This window comes from Chitinophaga cymbidii (assembly GCF_007992715.1).
Lineage (GTDB): Bacteria > Bacteroidota > Bacteroidia > Chitinophagales > Chitinophagaceae > Chitinophaga > Chitinophaga cymbidii.
Window position 1 is genome coordinate 2,415,308 of record NZ_BKAU01000001.1, and the last position, 15,898, is coordinate 2,431,205.

The window sequence follows — 15,898 nt, forward strand, 5'->3', positions numbered from 1 at the left end:
AAAATATCCTCCCCAAAAGTCCCCGCTCCCGCAAATCACCACTATATAAACAACTGATTATCAAACGCCCACCCCGTTTCCTTTCCTCCCGCCGATTTCGTAATTTTGGGGTGCATGGAAACAGTGACCGTTCAAAAATATAATCTCGACGAAGAACAGGAGAAAAAAGAGATCGTCCGGCATTACCGGGCCCTGTTAAGGGCGCTCAAACCCCGTTTAAAGAAAGGAGACCGTGAGCTCGTGCGCACAGCCTTTGAAATGGCGGCAGACGCTCATAAAGATATGCGCCGGAAATCCGGTGAGCCCTACATCCTCCACCCGCTGGCGGTTGCCCAGATCACCGTGGAAGAAATCGGGCTCGGCGTACGCTCCGCCATCTGCGCATTGCTGCATGATACCGTAGAAGATACCGAAGTAACGCTCGAAGACGTGGAAAGGGAATTCGGCACCGAGATCGCCAACATCGTCAACGGCCTCACCAAGATATCCAACGTCATCGACTCCAACACCAGCACCACACAGGCGGAAAACTTCAAGAAGATACTGCTCACCCTGGCGGACGACCCCCGCGTGATCCTCATCAAGCTGGCGGACCGCCTGCATAACATGCGCACGCTGGACAGCATGAGCCGGGAGAAGCAGCTGAAAATAGCTTCCGAGACCGTTTTCATCTACGCCCCCCTGGCGCACCGCCTCGGCCTGTACATCATCAAGAGCGAGCTGGAAGACCTCGCCATGAAGTACACGGAGCAGGACAAATACCGCGAGATCGCCAAGCGCCTGAAAGAAACCAAGCGCGAACGCACCCGCTATATCAACGAATTCATCAAGCCTATCAAAGAGGTATTGCAGGAAGAAGGCTACAACTTCGAGATATACGGCCGCCCCAAAAGCATCCATTCCATCTGGAACAAGATCAAAACAAAAGGGGTGCAGTTCGAGGAAGTGTACGACCTCTTTGCCATCCGCATCATCCTGGATACGGCGGTGGAAAAAGAAAAAGCGGATTGCTGGAAGGTATATTCCATCATCACCGACTTCTACCACCCCAGCCCCGAACGCACGCGGGACTGGCTGAGCAACCCCAAAAGCAACGGCTACGAAGCCCTGCACGTGACCGTAATGGGGCCGAACGGGAAATGGGTGGAGGTGCAGATCCGCAGCAAGCGTATGAACGACTACGCCGAAAAAGGCGTGGCCGCCCACTGGCGCTATAAAGAAGGTAATCAGACCGTGCAGGAATCGAAGTTCGACCAGTGGTTCACACAGATACGGGAAATCCTGAACAGCCCGGATTCCAATACGCTGGACTTCCTGGCGGACTTCAAAAGCAACCTCTTCACGGAAGAGATATACGTCTACACACCGAAAGGCGACCTGAAAATATTGCCGGTGAACTCCACCGCGCTGGACTTCGCCTATTCCATCCACAGCGCCGTGGGCAACAAGTGTATCGGCGCCAAGGTGAACTATAAGCTGGTGCCGCTCAGCCACAAGCTGCGCAGCGGGGACCAGGTGGAGATCATCACCTCCAACAAGCAGAAGCCCTCGGAAGACTGGCTCAACTTCGTGCTCACGGCCAAAGCCAAAAGCAAGATCAAGGACGCGCTCAAGGAAGAAAAGCGGAAAGTGGCGATGGACGGGAAAGAGCTGCTGGAGCGTAAGCTGGACCATATAAAAGCCTCCGCCAGCCAATATAACATCAACGAGCTGGTACAATTCTATAAACAACCTTCTCCGCTGGACCTCTACTACCAGATCGCGGTGAAGAACATAGACCTGAAAGAACTGAAGCAGTTCCATGTGCTGGGCGACAAACTGGAGCCGCCCAAGCCGGTGAAAGTGCACGAACCGCAGCCGGAGGAGCATCATAAACAGGTGTCCAAAAAAGATGCGGAGCTGATCATCTTCGGGGAAAGTTCGGACAAGATCGCCTACAAGCTGGCCAACTGCTGCCGCCCCATCCCGGGAGACGATGTATTCGGCTTTGTAACCGCCAGCGAAGGGCTCAAGATCCACCGCACCAATTGTCCCAATGCCGCACAGCTGCTGGCCCACTACGGTCACCGGGTGGTGAAAACGAAGTGGGTGAAGAACCGCGAGATCTCCTTCCTCACCGGCCTCCGGATCGTGGGAATGGACGATGTGGGCGTGATCCACAAGATCACCAACATCATTTCCGGCGAGCTGAAGATCAATATCGCGGGGCTGACCATCGAATCGAAGGAAGGGCTCTTTGAAGGACTGATCAAGGTTTTCGTGCATGACAAGGATGAGCTGGACGAACTGGTGGACCGCCTGAAGGGCCTCGAAGGCATCCAGAGCATCAACCGGCTGGAAGATTAGCGGATTATTTCTCCCACAATTCAGGCAATCGCCTTATTTTTGCTCCTCTTTTAAACCATAAATCATAAATATACAATGGTAGATGTACTGCTGGGGCTGCAATGGGGCGATGAAGGCAAAGGCAAGATCGTAGATTACTTTGCGGGCAAATATGATATTATAGCCCGATTCCAGGGTGGTCCCAATGCGGGCCATACCCTGTATGTCAATAACCAGAAAGTGGTGCTGCACACCATTCCTTCCGGCGTGTTCCACAACAACACCCTCAACCTGATCGGCAATGGCGTAGTGCTGGACCCCGTGACCTTTAAAAAGGAATGCGAAAAGGTGGCCGCACTGGGCATCGACCTGAAAAAGAACCTCTTCATTGCCGAGAAGACCCACATCATTGTACCTACCCATCGCGCGCTGGACAAGGCTTCCGAGCTGAGCAAAGGGCAGGAGAAGATCGGCTCCACGCTGAAAGGTATCGGTCCCGCTTACATGGACAAAACCGGCCGCAACGGCCTGCGCGTAGGGGATGTGCTCAAAGCGGATTTTGAAACGGCCTATGGCAAGCTCAAAACAAAGCACCTGCAGCTGCTGGCGAATTATGATTTTACAGAAGATATTACCGAATGGGAAAAAGAATTCTTCGAAGCGGTGGCTTTCCTGAAGGAAATGAACATCGTGAGCGGGGAATACTGGCTGAACGGCTATTTGAAAGAAGGTAAGAAAGTACTGGCGGAAGGCGCCCAGGGCAGCATGCTGGACGTTGACTTCGGCACTTATCCCTTTGTGACCTCCTCCAATACCATCTCCGCCGGCGTTTGCACCGGCCTGGGCATCGCCCCGAAATGGATCGAGGAAGTGATCGGTGTCACAAAAGCGTACTGCACCCGCGTGGGCGGCGGTCCGTTCCCCACCGAGCTGGAAGACGAAACCGGCGAAACCCTCCGCCAGGCCGGTAACGAGTTTGGCGCCACCACTGGCCGTCCCCGCCGCTGCGGCTGGATAGACCTCGTGGCCCTGGATTATACCTGCATGCTCAGCGGCGTCACCCAGCTGGTGATGACAAAAAGCGACGTGCTGGACGCTTTCGACCAGGTAAACGCCTGCGTGGCCTATGAGATCAACGGTCAGCAAACCCGGGAAATGCCGTTCCAGCTGAATGGACTGAGTATCAAACCCGTACTGGAGCATTTCCCCGGCTGGACGGAAGCCACTGCAAAAAGCAGCGCTTACAGTGCATTGCCTGCGGAAATGAAAAAATTCTTATCTTTTGTTGAAAGCTATTTGAACGTACCCGTACAATACGTGTCCAACGGCCCTGGACGGGACCAGATACTCGAAAAGTAAAGTCAAAAAAGTACGAAAAAAAGATCCAAAAAAAAATTTGGCGAATCAAAAAAACTGTTAAAACTTTACGCAAGAATCTAATAGTAACGTACCATTATGAAATCAAAATCTGATAAAGAAAAAGAGACTAAAAAAACTGCTTCTCCGAAGACTGACAAAGCGGCTGAAAAGAAGGCCGGCACTAAGCCTAAGAAAGATGCAGAGGAGGATGATGAGGAGGGCGAGGAGGATACTCCCCGCAAGTCTGCTGCTTCTCAAAAATCAGATAAGCTTGCGGCAAAATCCAGGAAGAACGACGATGATGATGATGACGATGATGACGACGATGATCTCCCCAAAGCTGGCGCCAGAAAGGGTGCCAAGGCCGGTGCTAAAAAGAAGAAAGATGATGATGACGATGATGATATAGACGATGAGGATGATCTGGATGATGAAGATGATGCCTGGGAAAAAGGCGATGACGATGATTATGATCCGGATTTCGAGGAGTTTGATATGCCGAAAGCGAAAGGCAAACGCGGCCGTCCCAGCAAAAAGGGCGGTGATGACGATGATATGGACCTGGACGATGACTTCAAGGACATGGACATGTTCAACGACCGTTTTGATGATGATGACGATGACGATTTCTAATCCGCAATAGTGCTATCATACAGTTTTCCTGTAAATAATATAAGCGCATTTAAACAGCAAATGTTGAACTGGGGCAACCGGTTCAACATTTGTTGTTTTTTGGACAATAATGAATACCGGCTCTCCGGTCAGAATGCGGAAGCACTGCTGGCCGCCGGCGCGGAGGAGGTGCTGCAATGCAACGCCGGCCAGGCATTTGACCGGCTCCGCGAATTTCACAGCGCCGCTCCCGGCTGGCTGTTCGGCCACCTGGCCTACGATCTTAAAAACGAAACCGAGCGCCTGCGCTCCGCCCATCCTGACCACATCGGGTTTCCCGACCTGTATTTTTTCCGCCCCCGTTACCTGCTGCGCCTGCAACAGCAGGAGCTGACCATCAGTGGGAACGGCCTCACGGAAAAGGAAGCGCACGACATTTTCGCCGCATGCCTCCGCGAATCGGTGTCCGCCGACACTGCCGCTACGTGGAAGCCCTTCAGGCTGCAAGGCCCCGTTGACCGCGAATATTACCTCCACGCCGTGAAAGCGCTGCAGGAGCACATCCGCAAAGGTGATTGCTACGAAGTGAACTTTTGCCGCGAGCGGTTCGCAAATGCCGCCATCAACGATCCCCTGTTGCTGTTCAGGCGCCTCAACGCCCTGTCGCCCGCGCCCTTCGCGGCATTTTATAAAACAGACGGCAAATATCTCGCCTGCTCCAGCCCCGAAAGATTCCTGCAAAAGCAGGGCAACCAGCTTGTTTCACAGCCGATCAAAGGCACCGTCCGCCGCTCCGCCGACCCCGCGCAGGACGCACAGCTGCGGGACACACTGCTGCAAAGCGCCAAAGAGCAGTCGGAGAACGTGATGATCGTTGACCTCGTACGCAACGACCTTTCCAGAACCGCCGTACAGGGCAGCGTGAAAGTAGACGAGCTGTTTGGCATCTACGCCTTCCCGCAGGTGCATCACATGATCTCAACGGTAACGGCTACACTGGATGAACGTTTCCATTTTACAGACGCCATCCGCTACGCTTTTCCCATGGGCTCCATGACCGGCGCGCCGAAAGTGCGGGTGCTGCAGCTGATAGAGCAATACGAACGCTCGCGGCGGGGGCTGTTTTCCGGCGCCATCGGCTACATTACGCCGGAAGGGGATTTTGATTTTAACGTAGTGATCCGCAGCATCCAGTACAATGCGGAAACGGAACATGTATCTTTCCAGACAGGCTCTGCCATTACGTTTTACAGTGATCCGGAGAAGGAGTGGGAGGAATGCCTGCTCAAGGCGAAGGCGCTGGAAGCGGCGCTGGGGGCGGAGTGAGCCTATTTGTGTTGCTGCAATATCTGCTCCACCGCGCCGGATACTTCGGGATAAGAAAACAAAAAGCCCGTTTCCTGTATTTTTTCCGACGACACTCTCACGCTTTTCAGGACTTCAATGCTCATCTCTCCCAAAGCGAGCTTCAGCGCGAAAGCGGGGATGTGAACGCTTACGAAACTCTTTCCTTTGGCGGCGCGGGCCAGCGCCATTACCAGCTCTTCGTTGGTCACAGGGTTGGGGGCCACCGCGTTGTACACACCGCTCAGCCGGTCGTTCACGATGGCGTTGAAATAAAGCCGCACCAGGTCCTGCAGATGTATCCAGCTGACCCACTGCTGCCCGTCGCCCATCACCGTGGCGAAACCGAGTTTCAGGGGTTTGTAGAATTCGCGGAGCGCGCCGCCCTGGAGGCTTAGCACGATGCCCGTGCGGAAGACGATCACTTTCTTGCCCAGCCGCTCGGTCTGCCGTATGCTGTCTTCCCAGGCGCGGCTGGTAGTGCCGAGGAAGTCATGTGCCGGGGGATCATCTTCCCGGAAGATCTCATCTTTGTACGGACCGTAATAACCCGTAGCCGAGGCGCTGATCACTTTCCGCACCTTGTTGGGCGTGTCGCTCAGCCGCTCATACAAAAGTTGCCCGCTCTGCACCCGGCTGTCTACGATCTCCTGTTTACGGCGTTCCGTCCACCGCCCTTCCGCCACATTGGCGCCGGCAAGGTGAACGATATGGTCTGCCTCCTGCAAGGCAGTGGTATCCAGCGTTTTGCGGTGCAGGTCCCACTGAGCGTAACGAAGGCCAGGGTGGTTGGAGCGCCGCGGCCTCCGCGAAAGAACGATCACCTTATAGCCTTTCTCCAGTAACATCTCCGTCAACGCCCGCCCCACAAGGCCGGTCCCGCCTGTGATTAATACCGTATCCATAAAATAAAAGTACGCAATAAAATATCAACCGTATATCCATCCTCCCCTTTGCAAAAAGATAATTTTCGTGTAGGTTTGAAGCAGGAGCATGCATAAAACAGCAGCAACGAACGTTTATCCTGTATCAAACCTTAAATAATTGTCATGCGCATTCGCTATATCTTACGGTTTTTTATCCTGATACTGCTCACCACAGCCGCTTCCGCCCAGAAAGTAACCTATTCGGAGCCGGAACGCGATGACTATAAAACCACCGAATTCGAGATCATCGGCAGGATATCCGGCAACATTCTGGTGTATAAAGCCGACCGTGGTGACTATAACATCTCCGTATATGATAACGCCATGCAGCTGAAAGATCGTGTGAAGCTGGACTTTTTACCCAAAAAACTGATCAGCGTGGATTTTGCCGCTTACCAGGATAAAGCGTACATGATCTACCAGTTCCAGCGCCGGGACGCCGTATACAGCTTCGTTGCCAAGCTGAACGGCGATGGTGTGTTCGAAAGCGCACCCGTGATGGTGGACTCTACCCGCATCGGCAATTTCACAAAAGAGAACAAGGTATATTCTGTTGAGATATCGGAAGATAAAAGCCGCATCCTGCTGTACAAGATCAACCAGGATAAGGAAGACAACCACGTTTTTTACACTTTCCTGTACGATGGCGATTTCAGGCTGATCAACAACAGCCGCGTTTCCTTGCCCATGGCCGCCAAGCGCCAGTTCCTCAGCAATTTTCACCTGAACAACGACGGCGACCTGATCTTCACCAAGCTGGAAAGGACCACCAACCGGGATTACATCGTGAACGGCAACGTAGTGATCAAACGGGCGACAGTAGACGATTTCGAAGTAATGCCCTTTGAAGCGAAAGGCGTTTTGCTCGATGAGATAAAGATCAAGCTGGACAATGCCACCAAACAGGCGCTCGTGACCGCTTTTTATTACAAGCAGAAGCGGGGCAATGTGGAAGGCATTTACCTGCTGCGGCTGGACCTCGCCGCCCACACAAAGGTCTTCGAGAAATTGACCGCTTTCAGTCCCGAGCTGAAGCAGAACGCCCGCGGTGAATCGTCCACTTCCTCCGCATTCAACGACTACTTCATCCGCAAGATCATCAACACCAAAGACGGCGGCTTCCTGATGACCGCCGAAGCCTACTACACCACCTCCCGCACCACCCCCTGGAACCGCTGGAACTACATGTACGGCGGCATGGGCGGCTACGGATATTACCCGTATTATTATTCCCCCTACTCACCGTACTACTACAACCCCTACGGCTGGAACGACGGACAGGGCACCCGCTATCACTACGACAACATCGCCATCCTGTCATTCGATGAAAAGGGCGACATGCAATACAGCAACTTCGTGCACAAAAGCCAGTTCGACGACGGGGCCGACCTCTACCTGAGCTATATGCTGGTGAACGTGGGCAGCGAACTGCACTTCCTGTTCAATGAGCTGGACCGCCGCCAGTACGTGCTGTCGGAAAACACCATCGGGGCGGACGGCAAGGTGAGCCGCAGGCCCACGCTGCGTAACCTGGACAAAGGATTTAGCTGGATGCCCCGCTACGGCAAGCAGATCAGCGCCAGAACGGTGATCATTCCCTGCATCTACCGGAATTATATTTGCTTTGCTAAAATTGACTTTTAATTACACCTTTGCACCGTGATACGTTTCTTTAGATCAGGCAACCCCTTAACGGTTCTGCTGCTGTTCATCTACACGTTGCTCATCAAATTTTACTACCTTTTGCACCCGTCCACCTTCCTGGCGGACGGTTCCGAGGGCCTGGTATATAACCTGCTGACAACCTGGCTGGAAGGGCTGGTGGGCAAGAGCCCGCTGTTCTTCACCACCATAGCGCTACTGCTGCAATTCCTGCAGGCTTTGCTGCTCACCCGTATCATCAACAACCACCGGCTCTTTGCAAAGGACAACTACCTGCCGGCCATGAGCTTCCTGCTTTTCACCTCCCTGCTCGAAGCCTGGAACGTATTTTCACCCGCTTTGCTCGTAAATACCATCATGTTATGGATATTCTCCAGCATTGCGGACCTGTATATGCGTACCTCCGCCCGCGATGTGGCCTTTAACATGGGGTTTGCGCTGGGGATATGCGGACTTTTCTACTTCCCGGCCATCATTTTCGCCGCGCTGCTGCTTATCAGCCTGCTGATCATGCGGGCTTTCCGGCTGGCGGAGTGGATCGTGGGGCTGCTGGGGCTGATCTGCCCGTTTTACCTGCTGGGCACCTACCTTTTCCTGACAGACCGCTGGGAGAAGGTGGAATCGCTGCCGGTGATCGGGTTTAACCTGCCGGTGATCACGGATTACAAGGTCTGGGGCGCCCTGATCGTGAGCGTGCTGTTTTTTGTCATCGGCTGGCTGCTGCTGCAGCGCACCTATTCGAAGATGCTCATCCAGGGAAGGAAGATCTGGGCCACCGTAGTGGTGCATGTGCTGGTGGCGATGCTCGTGCCCTTCTTCAGCGAGCATTTTTCCGCGGGATACTGGGTGCTGGCGATTTTGCCGGTTTCCCTGTTCGCCGGGAACGTGTTCTGGAGCATTCCCAATAACACTTTCGCAAATGCCTTACATATTATCGTTTTGGCATATGTTATTGTGATGCAGTACTTTTCACACTAGGAGGATGTTAGGGGAATCATAATTCTGATGAGCGGTTATTGTAAATTCCCCAATGCTAAGTAATTTTGCTTTTTCCAATTGATAAATTAACGGAGGTATTATAATTATGAAATTTGGTGTTGTTACATTCCCCGGCTCAAACTGCGATCAGGACATGGTAGATGCCCTGCGCAACGACCTGAACCAGGAAGTAATTGCCCTGTGGCACAAAGACAAGGACCTGAGCATGTTCAGCACGGAAGATTGCATTCTGCTGCCTGGCGGCTTTTCTTATGGCGATTACCTGCGCTGCGGCGCCATCGCCAAGTTCAGCCCCATGATGCAGAGCGTGGTGGAGTTCGCTAACAAAGGCGGCCGCGTGATCGGCGTTTGTAACGGATTCCAGATCCTCTGCGAAGCCGGCCTGCTGCCCGGCGCCCTGCTGAAGAACCAGAACCAGCAGTTCATCTGCAAGAACATCTTCATGAAGAGCGAAAACACCCACACCTCCATCACTAAAGAAGTCACCGGCCGTCCGCTGATGATCCCCGTCGCCCACGGCGAAGGAAGATACTACGCCGACGAAGCTACGCTTGACAACCTTTTTGCAAATAACCAGGTACTTTTCCGGTATTGCGACGAGTTTGGCAACATTATTGAATCTGCTAACCCGAACGGCGCCGTTCGCAATATTGCAGGTATCTGTAATAAAGAAAGAAATGTATTTGGAATGATGCCGCATCCGGAAAGGGCCTCCAGTGAAGCACTGGGAAACCGCGACGGACAGCTCATCTTCCAGAGCCTGATCAATAACAACTAACATCAAACACCAAAAAATCAACCAACCAGAAAAAAAAGAACTATGAAGAAATTAATCGTTGCATTGTGCATGTTTGCGCTGCCGGTACTGGCTTTTGCTCAGGACGACAATCCGGTAAAATGGGAGTTTTCCACCAAGAAAGTAAGCGGACAGGTATATGAAGTGACCGCAAAGGCCACCATCGAAAAAGGATGGCACGTATACGCGCAGGAAGCCGGCGAAGGCCCGGTTCCCACCACCTTTACCTTTACCAAGAACCCGCTCGTGGCGATGAACGGTAAAGTGACCGAAGTAGGCAAAATGCACAAAGCGTTTGACAAGAACTTTAATTCCGAGCTGAAGTACTACGAAAACACCGTTTCCTTCGTTCAGAAAGTGACCGTTAAAGGCAAAGCTGCCACCAAACTCAAAGGCTCCGTGGAATTCATGGTGTGCGACGACCACCAGTGCCTGCCACCCACAGAAGTTCCCTTTACCTTTAGCCTTGGGGGTAAATAGACAGTGATCCTCACATCACAGGAAATATTATTCAGACATAAGCAGGAACGAGTTCTTTAGTAAGGACTCGTTTTTTGCATATGATTCTTTACAATCTGTTAAGTCTATCGTACATATGAAGTATCTTTTATTACTGATGACGGGCCTTCAGCTCCTCTTCCTGCCGCAGGCGCATGCACAGGAGGAAGCAGCAGCCCCGAAGCTGGTGGAATGGGAATATACAGCCGAGAAAAAGAACGACGGAACATACCTCCTGCACTTCAAGGCGAAAGTCGCCGAAGGCTGGAAACTCTTCTCCTACACCATGAGCGACGATGATCCCAATACCCGCTTTACGCTGGACAGCCTCAGCGACACCCGCGCGGCCATCACCGGCGTACAGGAAGTGGGAGATCTCAAAACCGCCAAAGAGCCCATCCTCGACAACCTCGAGATCAGATATTTTGAGAAGGAAGTGGACATGCAGGCCACCACGGAGTTGAAAGGCGAACCGGGAGATATCAAAGGCGTGATCACCTACATGGTCATCAAAGGAGAGGAAGTAGTGCCGGAAGAAACGGAGTTCCGCTTCAATGCAGACCCCGCCGCGGGCCTCGTGGCCGCGAAGGCCGGCCTGCAGATCAACGCGGAAGAGGCCGGCAAGCTGAAACGCAGCAAAATAGACCTGAAGAACCCCGTTAGCAAGGTAGGCGGCATCCTCGAAGAAGGCAAAGGCGTATGGGTAGTGTTCCTGCTCGGGTTTGTAGGCGGATTGATCGCACTGGTAACGCCCTGCGTATTCCCGATGATCCCCCTGACCGTATCGTTCTTTACCAAAAGCTCGCAGAACCGGAAGCAGGGCATCTTCAACGCCACCATGTACGGTTTCTTCATCCTGCTGACATACGTGCTGTTCAGCGTGCCCTTCCACATCGCGGGCGCCGCGGAGCCGGAGATATTCAACAACATCTCCACCAACGTCTGGCTGAACATCTTCTTCTTCGCCGTGTTCGTGGTATTCGCCATTTCGTTCTTCGGCGTGTTCGAGATCACGTTGCCGAGCGGACTGGCCAGCAAAGCGGATTCCAAAGCGAATAAAGGTACGCTCGTAGGCATATTCTTCATGGCGCTCACGCTGGTGATCGTATCGTTCTCCTGCACAGGTCCCATCCTGGGATCACTGCTCGCGGGCTCGCTGAACTCCGATGGAGGCGCCTGGCTGCTGACCGCCGGCATGGCCGGTTTCGGTCTTTCGCTGGCATTGCCTTTCGCGCTCTTCGCCATGTTCCCGAGCTGGCTGAACTCCCTACCGAAATCCGGCGGTTGGCTCACCTCCGTGAAAGTGGTGCTGGGCTTCGTAGAGCTGGCGCTGGCCGTGAAATTCCTGTCCAACGCAGACCTCGTTACGCACTGGGGCATTCTCCACCGCGAAACGTTCTTCCTCATCTGGATCATCATCGGCCTGCTCACCACACTTTACCTGCTGGGCTTCATCCGCTTCCCGCACGACAGTCCCGTTAAAAAGCTCGGAAAAGTAAGGATCTTCTTTGCCGTGTTGTTCGGTGCATTCACCCTGTACCTCATCCCCGGCATCACCAATACCAAATACGCCAGGCTGAAGCTCATGAGCGGATTCGCGCCGCCGATGTCTTACAGCTGGTACGGTAACAGCGGCCATGAAAAAGGCGCCGTGGAGCCGGATGTGATCAACGATTACGAAAAGGCGCTGGCGCTCGCAAAAGAGCAGAACAAGCCCATCCTGATCGACTTCACCGGCTGGGCCTGCGTGAACTGCCGGAACATGGAAGAGAACGTATGGACCGATCCCGAAGTGCACGCCCTCATCAAGGACAACTACATCCTCGTATCATTGTACGTGGACGACAAGCAGAAGCTGCCGGAAGGCGAAGAGTTCCTGCATCAGTTCGCGGACGGCCGCACCAAGGAGATCAAGACCATCGGTAACAAATACGCCACCATGCAGAGCGAGAACTTCATCAACAGTTCCCAGCCGCTGTATGTGCTCATCAGTCCGGAAGAAAAGCTGCTGACGCTGCCCGTAGCTTATACACCGAATATCCAGGAGTATGCGAACTGGCTGAAAGCCGGTATAGATGCGTTTGAGAAAGTGAAGAATTAAACTTGATGTTGATAAACGAAAAGCGGCTGTCTTTCAGAAGATCAGCCGCTTTTTTTATGGGTGCGATGGAACGCCGGTAAATTTTTCATGAATCTGCGGTCTGGCAATGCGGTACAATGGTTCCTGGTGCCGTGCCTGACCGGGGCGTTACGCTAATACAGTGACTGCCCGCAGCCCCGGTAGCTCTTGCCGTCGAACGTAACGGTCACGGTCATCGGATGGGAGATGTCCGCATCGTCCGTGCAGCGTTTGTTTTCAAATTTCGCCACGAGGGTATGCCCTTCGATCTTCGAATTGAATTCGGTGGATTCCTTGTTGCCCTTCTGCGCGTCGGAGCAGGGAAATTCATATTTATCCTCGCCGTAGTTGAAATTGAAGAGGATCTTTTTATTCGGGATCACCGCGAGGCTCCAGCCCGGTTCGTTGCCCGTGGCCCAGTAAGCGGCGCCCTGCTTGCGGACGTAGTTGGCCTCTTTGCTGAGGTCTTTCCGGTCCGCTTCCACCGCGGAGATCACCTGCTTCGCCAGCGAATCCACCGCCGCAGGTTGCAGGCGGAAGTCCGCCTCGCCGGGGGACTGGTACGGCCTGAATTCCGCTTCTTCCAGCGCCGTGAGGTCTTTTGCCTCGCGGGTTTCCGCCTGTAAAAGCGCGTTATTGCCGAAATAGAAGGAGTTTTCCGTTACTTTTCCCGCAGTGGCTACGATCTCGCGCAGCAGCACGGGTTTGGCCGTCAGGGAATCCAGGTAGATCCAGGTTTCCGTCTGGTCGCCTGTCTGCTTGCCTTCCGGGTAAATGTAGAGCCGCAGCGGCTGGTTATGGTCGTTGAAGATCGCTACGATGCCGGCCGCATTGTCGCCGCGCGTGTAATTGTGAACAGCCAGTGTGCGGTACTGCTGCCCGATCTGCTCGTCCACATCGCCAACATAGGCGCTGATGTCCGCCGCGGACGCCGTCACCGCTTCAGGTGTTTCAGTGGCAGCGCTGTCCGCCTGCTGCTCGGAACCGGGGCCCGCGCAAGCGCTCAGCACAATGGCTGCCATCAATACTAAAGAGTATGGTTTCATATTTATAGGTTTTACGGGTCGATTGTAAGCCAAACCTGTGCCAAAAACAGGAATTGTTGATTGCCAGCGCATTAGCGCCGGCAGGAAAGTATAAGTTAGCATTTTTTTATTATACAGCCCAATCCGGGCGTATCCGCAACTTCAAGATTGCTTCAAATTTGTGCGTAATTTGCAAAATATTATGAAGGTGTTGCTGATTGAGGATAATTTGGAACTGGCCAGCAGTATCAGCGAGTTCCTGGCAAGGGAAGGATATATCTGCGAGGTAAGCTACAATATCAAAGACGCGCAGGACAAGCTCATCTCCTTTCAATATGACTGCGTATTGCTGGATATCATGCTGCCGGACGGGAACGGGCTGCAGATACTTTCTTTCATGCGGCTCGAAAAGATCCAGAGCAGCATTCTCATCCTGTCCGCCAAAAATTCGCTGGACGACAAGATCATCGGGCTGGAAGAAGGAGCGGACGATTATCTTACCAAACCTTTCCATCTGCCGGAGCTGCACGCCCGGCTGCGCGCCATCTACCGCCGCAAGAAGCTCAACGGCAGCAATATCATCGCCTTTAACGAGATCAGCCTGAATATTGATACGCTGGAAGCTACGGTGAACGGGCAATTGCTGGATGTAACCCGCAAGGAATTCGATCTGCTGCTGTATTTCCTCGTGAACAAGAACAGGGTGCTTTCCCGGCAATCCATCGCCGCGCACCTCTGGGGCGATTACACCGACAATTTTGCAAATTTTGATTTTGTATACCAGCATGTAAAGAACATACGAAAGAAGATCAGCGCGGCCAACGGAACGGATTATATCGGTACGGTATATGGGCTGGGGTACAAGTTTAATACGTCCAAACAATGAAGCTGGTTGATAAATTCACCTTGTGGTACCTGAGCGCCACGCTCATTATCCTGCCGCTCAATGCGTACATTTCCTATCAGTCCATCCGCAAGGAGATCGACAAAGCTACGGTGGAAAGGCTGATGCATGTGAACGAGCGCGTAGCCGGACAGGTGAAGGCCGGGGAGCCGGTCAGCGATCATACGCAGGGCTGCAAGATCGTGGTGGCCGAATCAACGGCGGATGTGCCCGCCGGCCATGTTGAAGTGGCGGAGAAAAGCATAAAGGACATTCCCGAGCTGCGGGACAATGACCGCAAGGTGATCGTCAGCTCCTATTACAATATCAACAACCGGCTATACAAGGTCACTTCGGCGGATTACGTCACCCGGCCCGAGCAGATACTCGCGGGGCTGCGTACTTCCATCATGTGGAAGGTAGTGATCCTCCTGGCTTTTGTGATCCTCACCGCCAGGCTGGTATCGCGCTATGTGCTGGCGCCTTTTTACAGTACGCTTAAAAAAGTGCAGCGCTTCAACCTGAAAACCAAGCAGAAGCTGGAGCTGCCCCGCACCCGCACGAAAGAATTCAACGAGCTGAACTGTTTCCTGGAAAAGATGACGGACAAGGCGGTGAAAGATTACAGCTCCCTGAAAGAATTTGCGGAGAACGCCTCCCACGAGCTGCAAACCCCGCTGGCCATTATCCGGAGCAAGCTGGAATTGTTGTCAGAATCAGACATCCGGGGAGAGCAGGCCCATCTGATCGGCGACATGCAGAACGCCGTGGAAAAGCTCACCCGCATCAACCGCTCGCTGGTATTGCTTTCCAGGCTGGAGAACAATGAATATGAAGCCACGGAAAAAGTGCCGTTCAGCCAGTACACCCGCGACGCGCTCAGCGCGTTCTGCGATCTGATGGCCCTGAAATCCCTCCGGGTAAAAAGCCATATCGAAGATGAAGTCTGCCTGCACCTGCATCCCTCCCTGGCTGACATCCTGCTGAACAACCTCCTCAGCAACGCCATCCGCCACAACCAGCCGGAAGGCGCCATCGAAGTAACCCTGAACCACGAATACCTCATGGTGAAGAACACCGGCCACCCGCCCACAGGGCCTACCGCCGAAATGTTCCAGCGCTTCCGGAAAGGCAGCCAGTGCAATAATTCCATCGGCATAGGGCTGTCTATCGTGAAGCAGATCTGCGACATGAATAATTTTGAAATCCAGTACCATTATGCTTCCGGCCTGCATATCATTGTCGTGAACTTTCCTTCAGAAGCCGCCGCTTCAAAATTGCTTCAAAATGATGAGCGCTATTTGCATGAGAAAATCCGGCAGTAAGCCGCCATGCAAAAATTGCTTATTC

At 53.3% G+C, this 15,898-nt stretch carries 13 protein-coding genes; 11 read left to right on the forward strand and 2 right to left on the reverse strand.

What is annotated here, in order from left to right; genetic code table 11:
- Nucleotides 1-114: 114 nt before the first annotated feature.
- From CCY01nite_RS10040 to CCY01nite_RS10055, 4 genes are all read left to right on the forward strand, one after another.
- Nucleotides 115-2,346, forward strand: a complete 2,232-nt coding sequence (locus tag CCY01nite_RS10040; RefSeq protein WP_146860221.1) for a RelA/SpoT family protein — start codon at nt 115-117, stop codon at nt 2,344-2,346.
- A 75-nt stretch (nt 2,347-2,421) separates the two neighbouring features.
- A complete protein-coding gene (locus CCY01nite_RS10045) occupies nt 2,422-3,684 on the forward strand; it encodes an adenylosuccinate synthase (protein ID WP_146860223.1) in 1,263 nt (420 codons plus the stop codon).
- 96 nt (nt 3,685-3,780) lie between these two features.
- Entirely contained in the window at nt 3,781-4,317 is a 537-nt protein-coding gene (locus CCY01nite_RS26630; RefSeq protein ID WP_186830994.1) for a hypothetical protein, read from the forward strand.
- Nucleotides 4,318-4,416: 99 nt separating this feature from the next.
- Nucleotides 4,417-5,622: an anthranilate synthase component I family protein gene (locus tag CCY01nite_RS10055; RefSeq protein ID WP_246129901.1), complete on the forward strand. Its 1,206-nt coding sequence runs from the start codon at nt 4,417-4,419 to the stop codon at nt 5,620-5,622.
- Nucleotides 5,623-5,624: 2 nt separating this feature from the next.
- Here the strand turns inward: CCY01nite_RS10055 and CCY01nite_RS10060 are convergent, their stop codons facing one another.
- The gene (locus tag CCY01nite_RS10060) at nt 5,625-6,545 is read right to left on the reverse strand and encodes a TIGR01777 family oxidoreductase (RefSeq protein ID WP_146860228.1); all 921 of its coding nucleotides are present in this window, start codon (nt 6,543-6,545) and stop codon (nt 5,625-5,627) included.
- A 144-nt stretch (nt 6,546-6,689) separates the two neighbouring features.
- Between CCY01nite_RS10060 and CCY01nite_RS10065 the strand changes: the two genes are divergently transcribed.
- The 5 genes from CCY01nite_RS10065 (at nt 6,690) to CCY01nite_RS10085 (ending at nt 12,622) form a co-directional block, all read left to right on the forward strand.
- Nucleotides 6,690-8,210: a hypothetical protein gene (locus CCY01nite_RS10065; RefSeq protein WP_146860230.1), complete on the forward strand. Its 1,521-nt coding sequence runs from the start codon at nt 6,690-6,692 to the stop codon at nt 8,208-8,210.
- Between the two features lie 15 nt (nt 8,211-8,225).
- Entirely contained in the window at nt 8,226-9,206 is a 981-nt protein-coding gene (locus CCY01nite_RS10070; RefSeq protein ID WP_146860232.1) for a hypothetical protein, read from the forward strand.
- Nucleotides 9,207-9,312: 106 nt separating this feature from the next.
- Nucleotides 9,313-10,005, forward strand: a complete 693-nt coding sequence (gene purQ, locus CCY01nite_RS10075) for a phosphoribosylformylglycinamidine synthase subunit PurQ (protein ID WP_146860234.1) — start codon at nt 9,313-9,315, stop codon at nt 10,003-10,005.
- A 42-nt stretch (nt 10,006-10,047) separates the two neighbouring features.
- A complete protein-coding gene (locus CCY01nite_RS10080) occupies nt 10,048-10,503 on the forward strand; it encodes a protein-disulfide reductase DsbD domain-containing protein (RefSeq protein ID WP_146860236.1) in 456 nt (151 codons plus the stop codon).
- Nucleotides 10,504-10,618: 115 nt separating this feature from the next.
- Nucleotides 10,619-12,622, forward strand: a complete 2,004-nt coding sequence (locus CCY01nite_RS10085; protein WP_146860238.1) for a protein-disulfide reductase DsbD family protein — start codon at nt 10,619-10,621, stop codon at nt 12,620-12,622.
- A 152-nt stretch (nt 12,623-12,774) separates the two neighbouring features.
- Here the strand turns inward: CCY01nite_RS10085 and CCY01nite_RS10090 are convergent, their stop codons facing one another.
- Nucleotides 12,775-13,686, reverse strand: coding sequence for a hypothetical protein (locus CCY01nite_RS10090; RefSeq protein WP_146860240.1), 912 nt, complete (start codon nt 13,684-13,686; stop codon nt 12,775-12,777).
- A gap of 181 nt (nt 13,687-13,867) precedes the next feature.
- Between CCY01nite_RS10090 and CCY01nite_RS10095 the strand changes: the two genes are divergently transcribed.
- Both CCY01nite_RS10095 and CCY01nite_RS10100 read left to right on the forward strand, forming a co-directional pair.
- Nucleotides 13,868-14,551 carry a response regulator transcription factor gene (locus CCY01nite_RS10095; protein ID WP_146860242.1) on the forward strand — a complete coding sequence of 228 codons (684 nt, stop codon included), beginning with the start codon at nt 13,868-13,870 and terminating at the stop codon, nt 14,549-14,551.
- Nucleotides 14,548-15,873 (forward strand): sensor histidine kinase, encoded by a 1,326-nt coding sequence (locus tag CCY01nite_RS10100; RefSeq protein WP_146860244.1) that lies wholly within the window; start codon nt 14,548-14,550, stop codon nt 15,871-15,873. Before CCY01nite_RS10095 ends, CCY01nite_RS10100 begins: the two co-directional genes overlap by 4 nt.
- Nucleotides 15,874-15,898 lie beyond the last annotated feature (25 nt).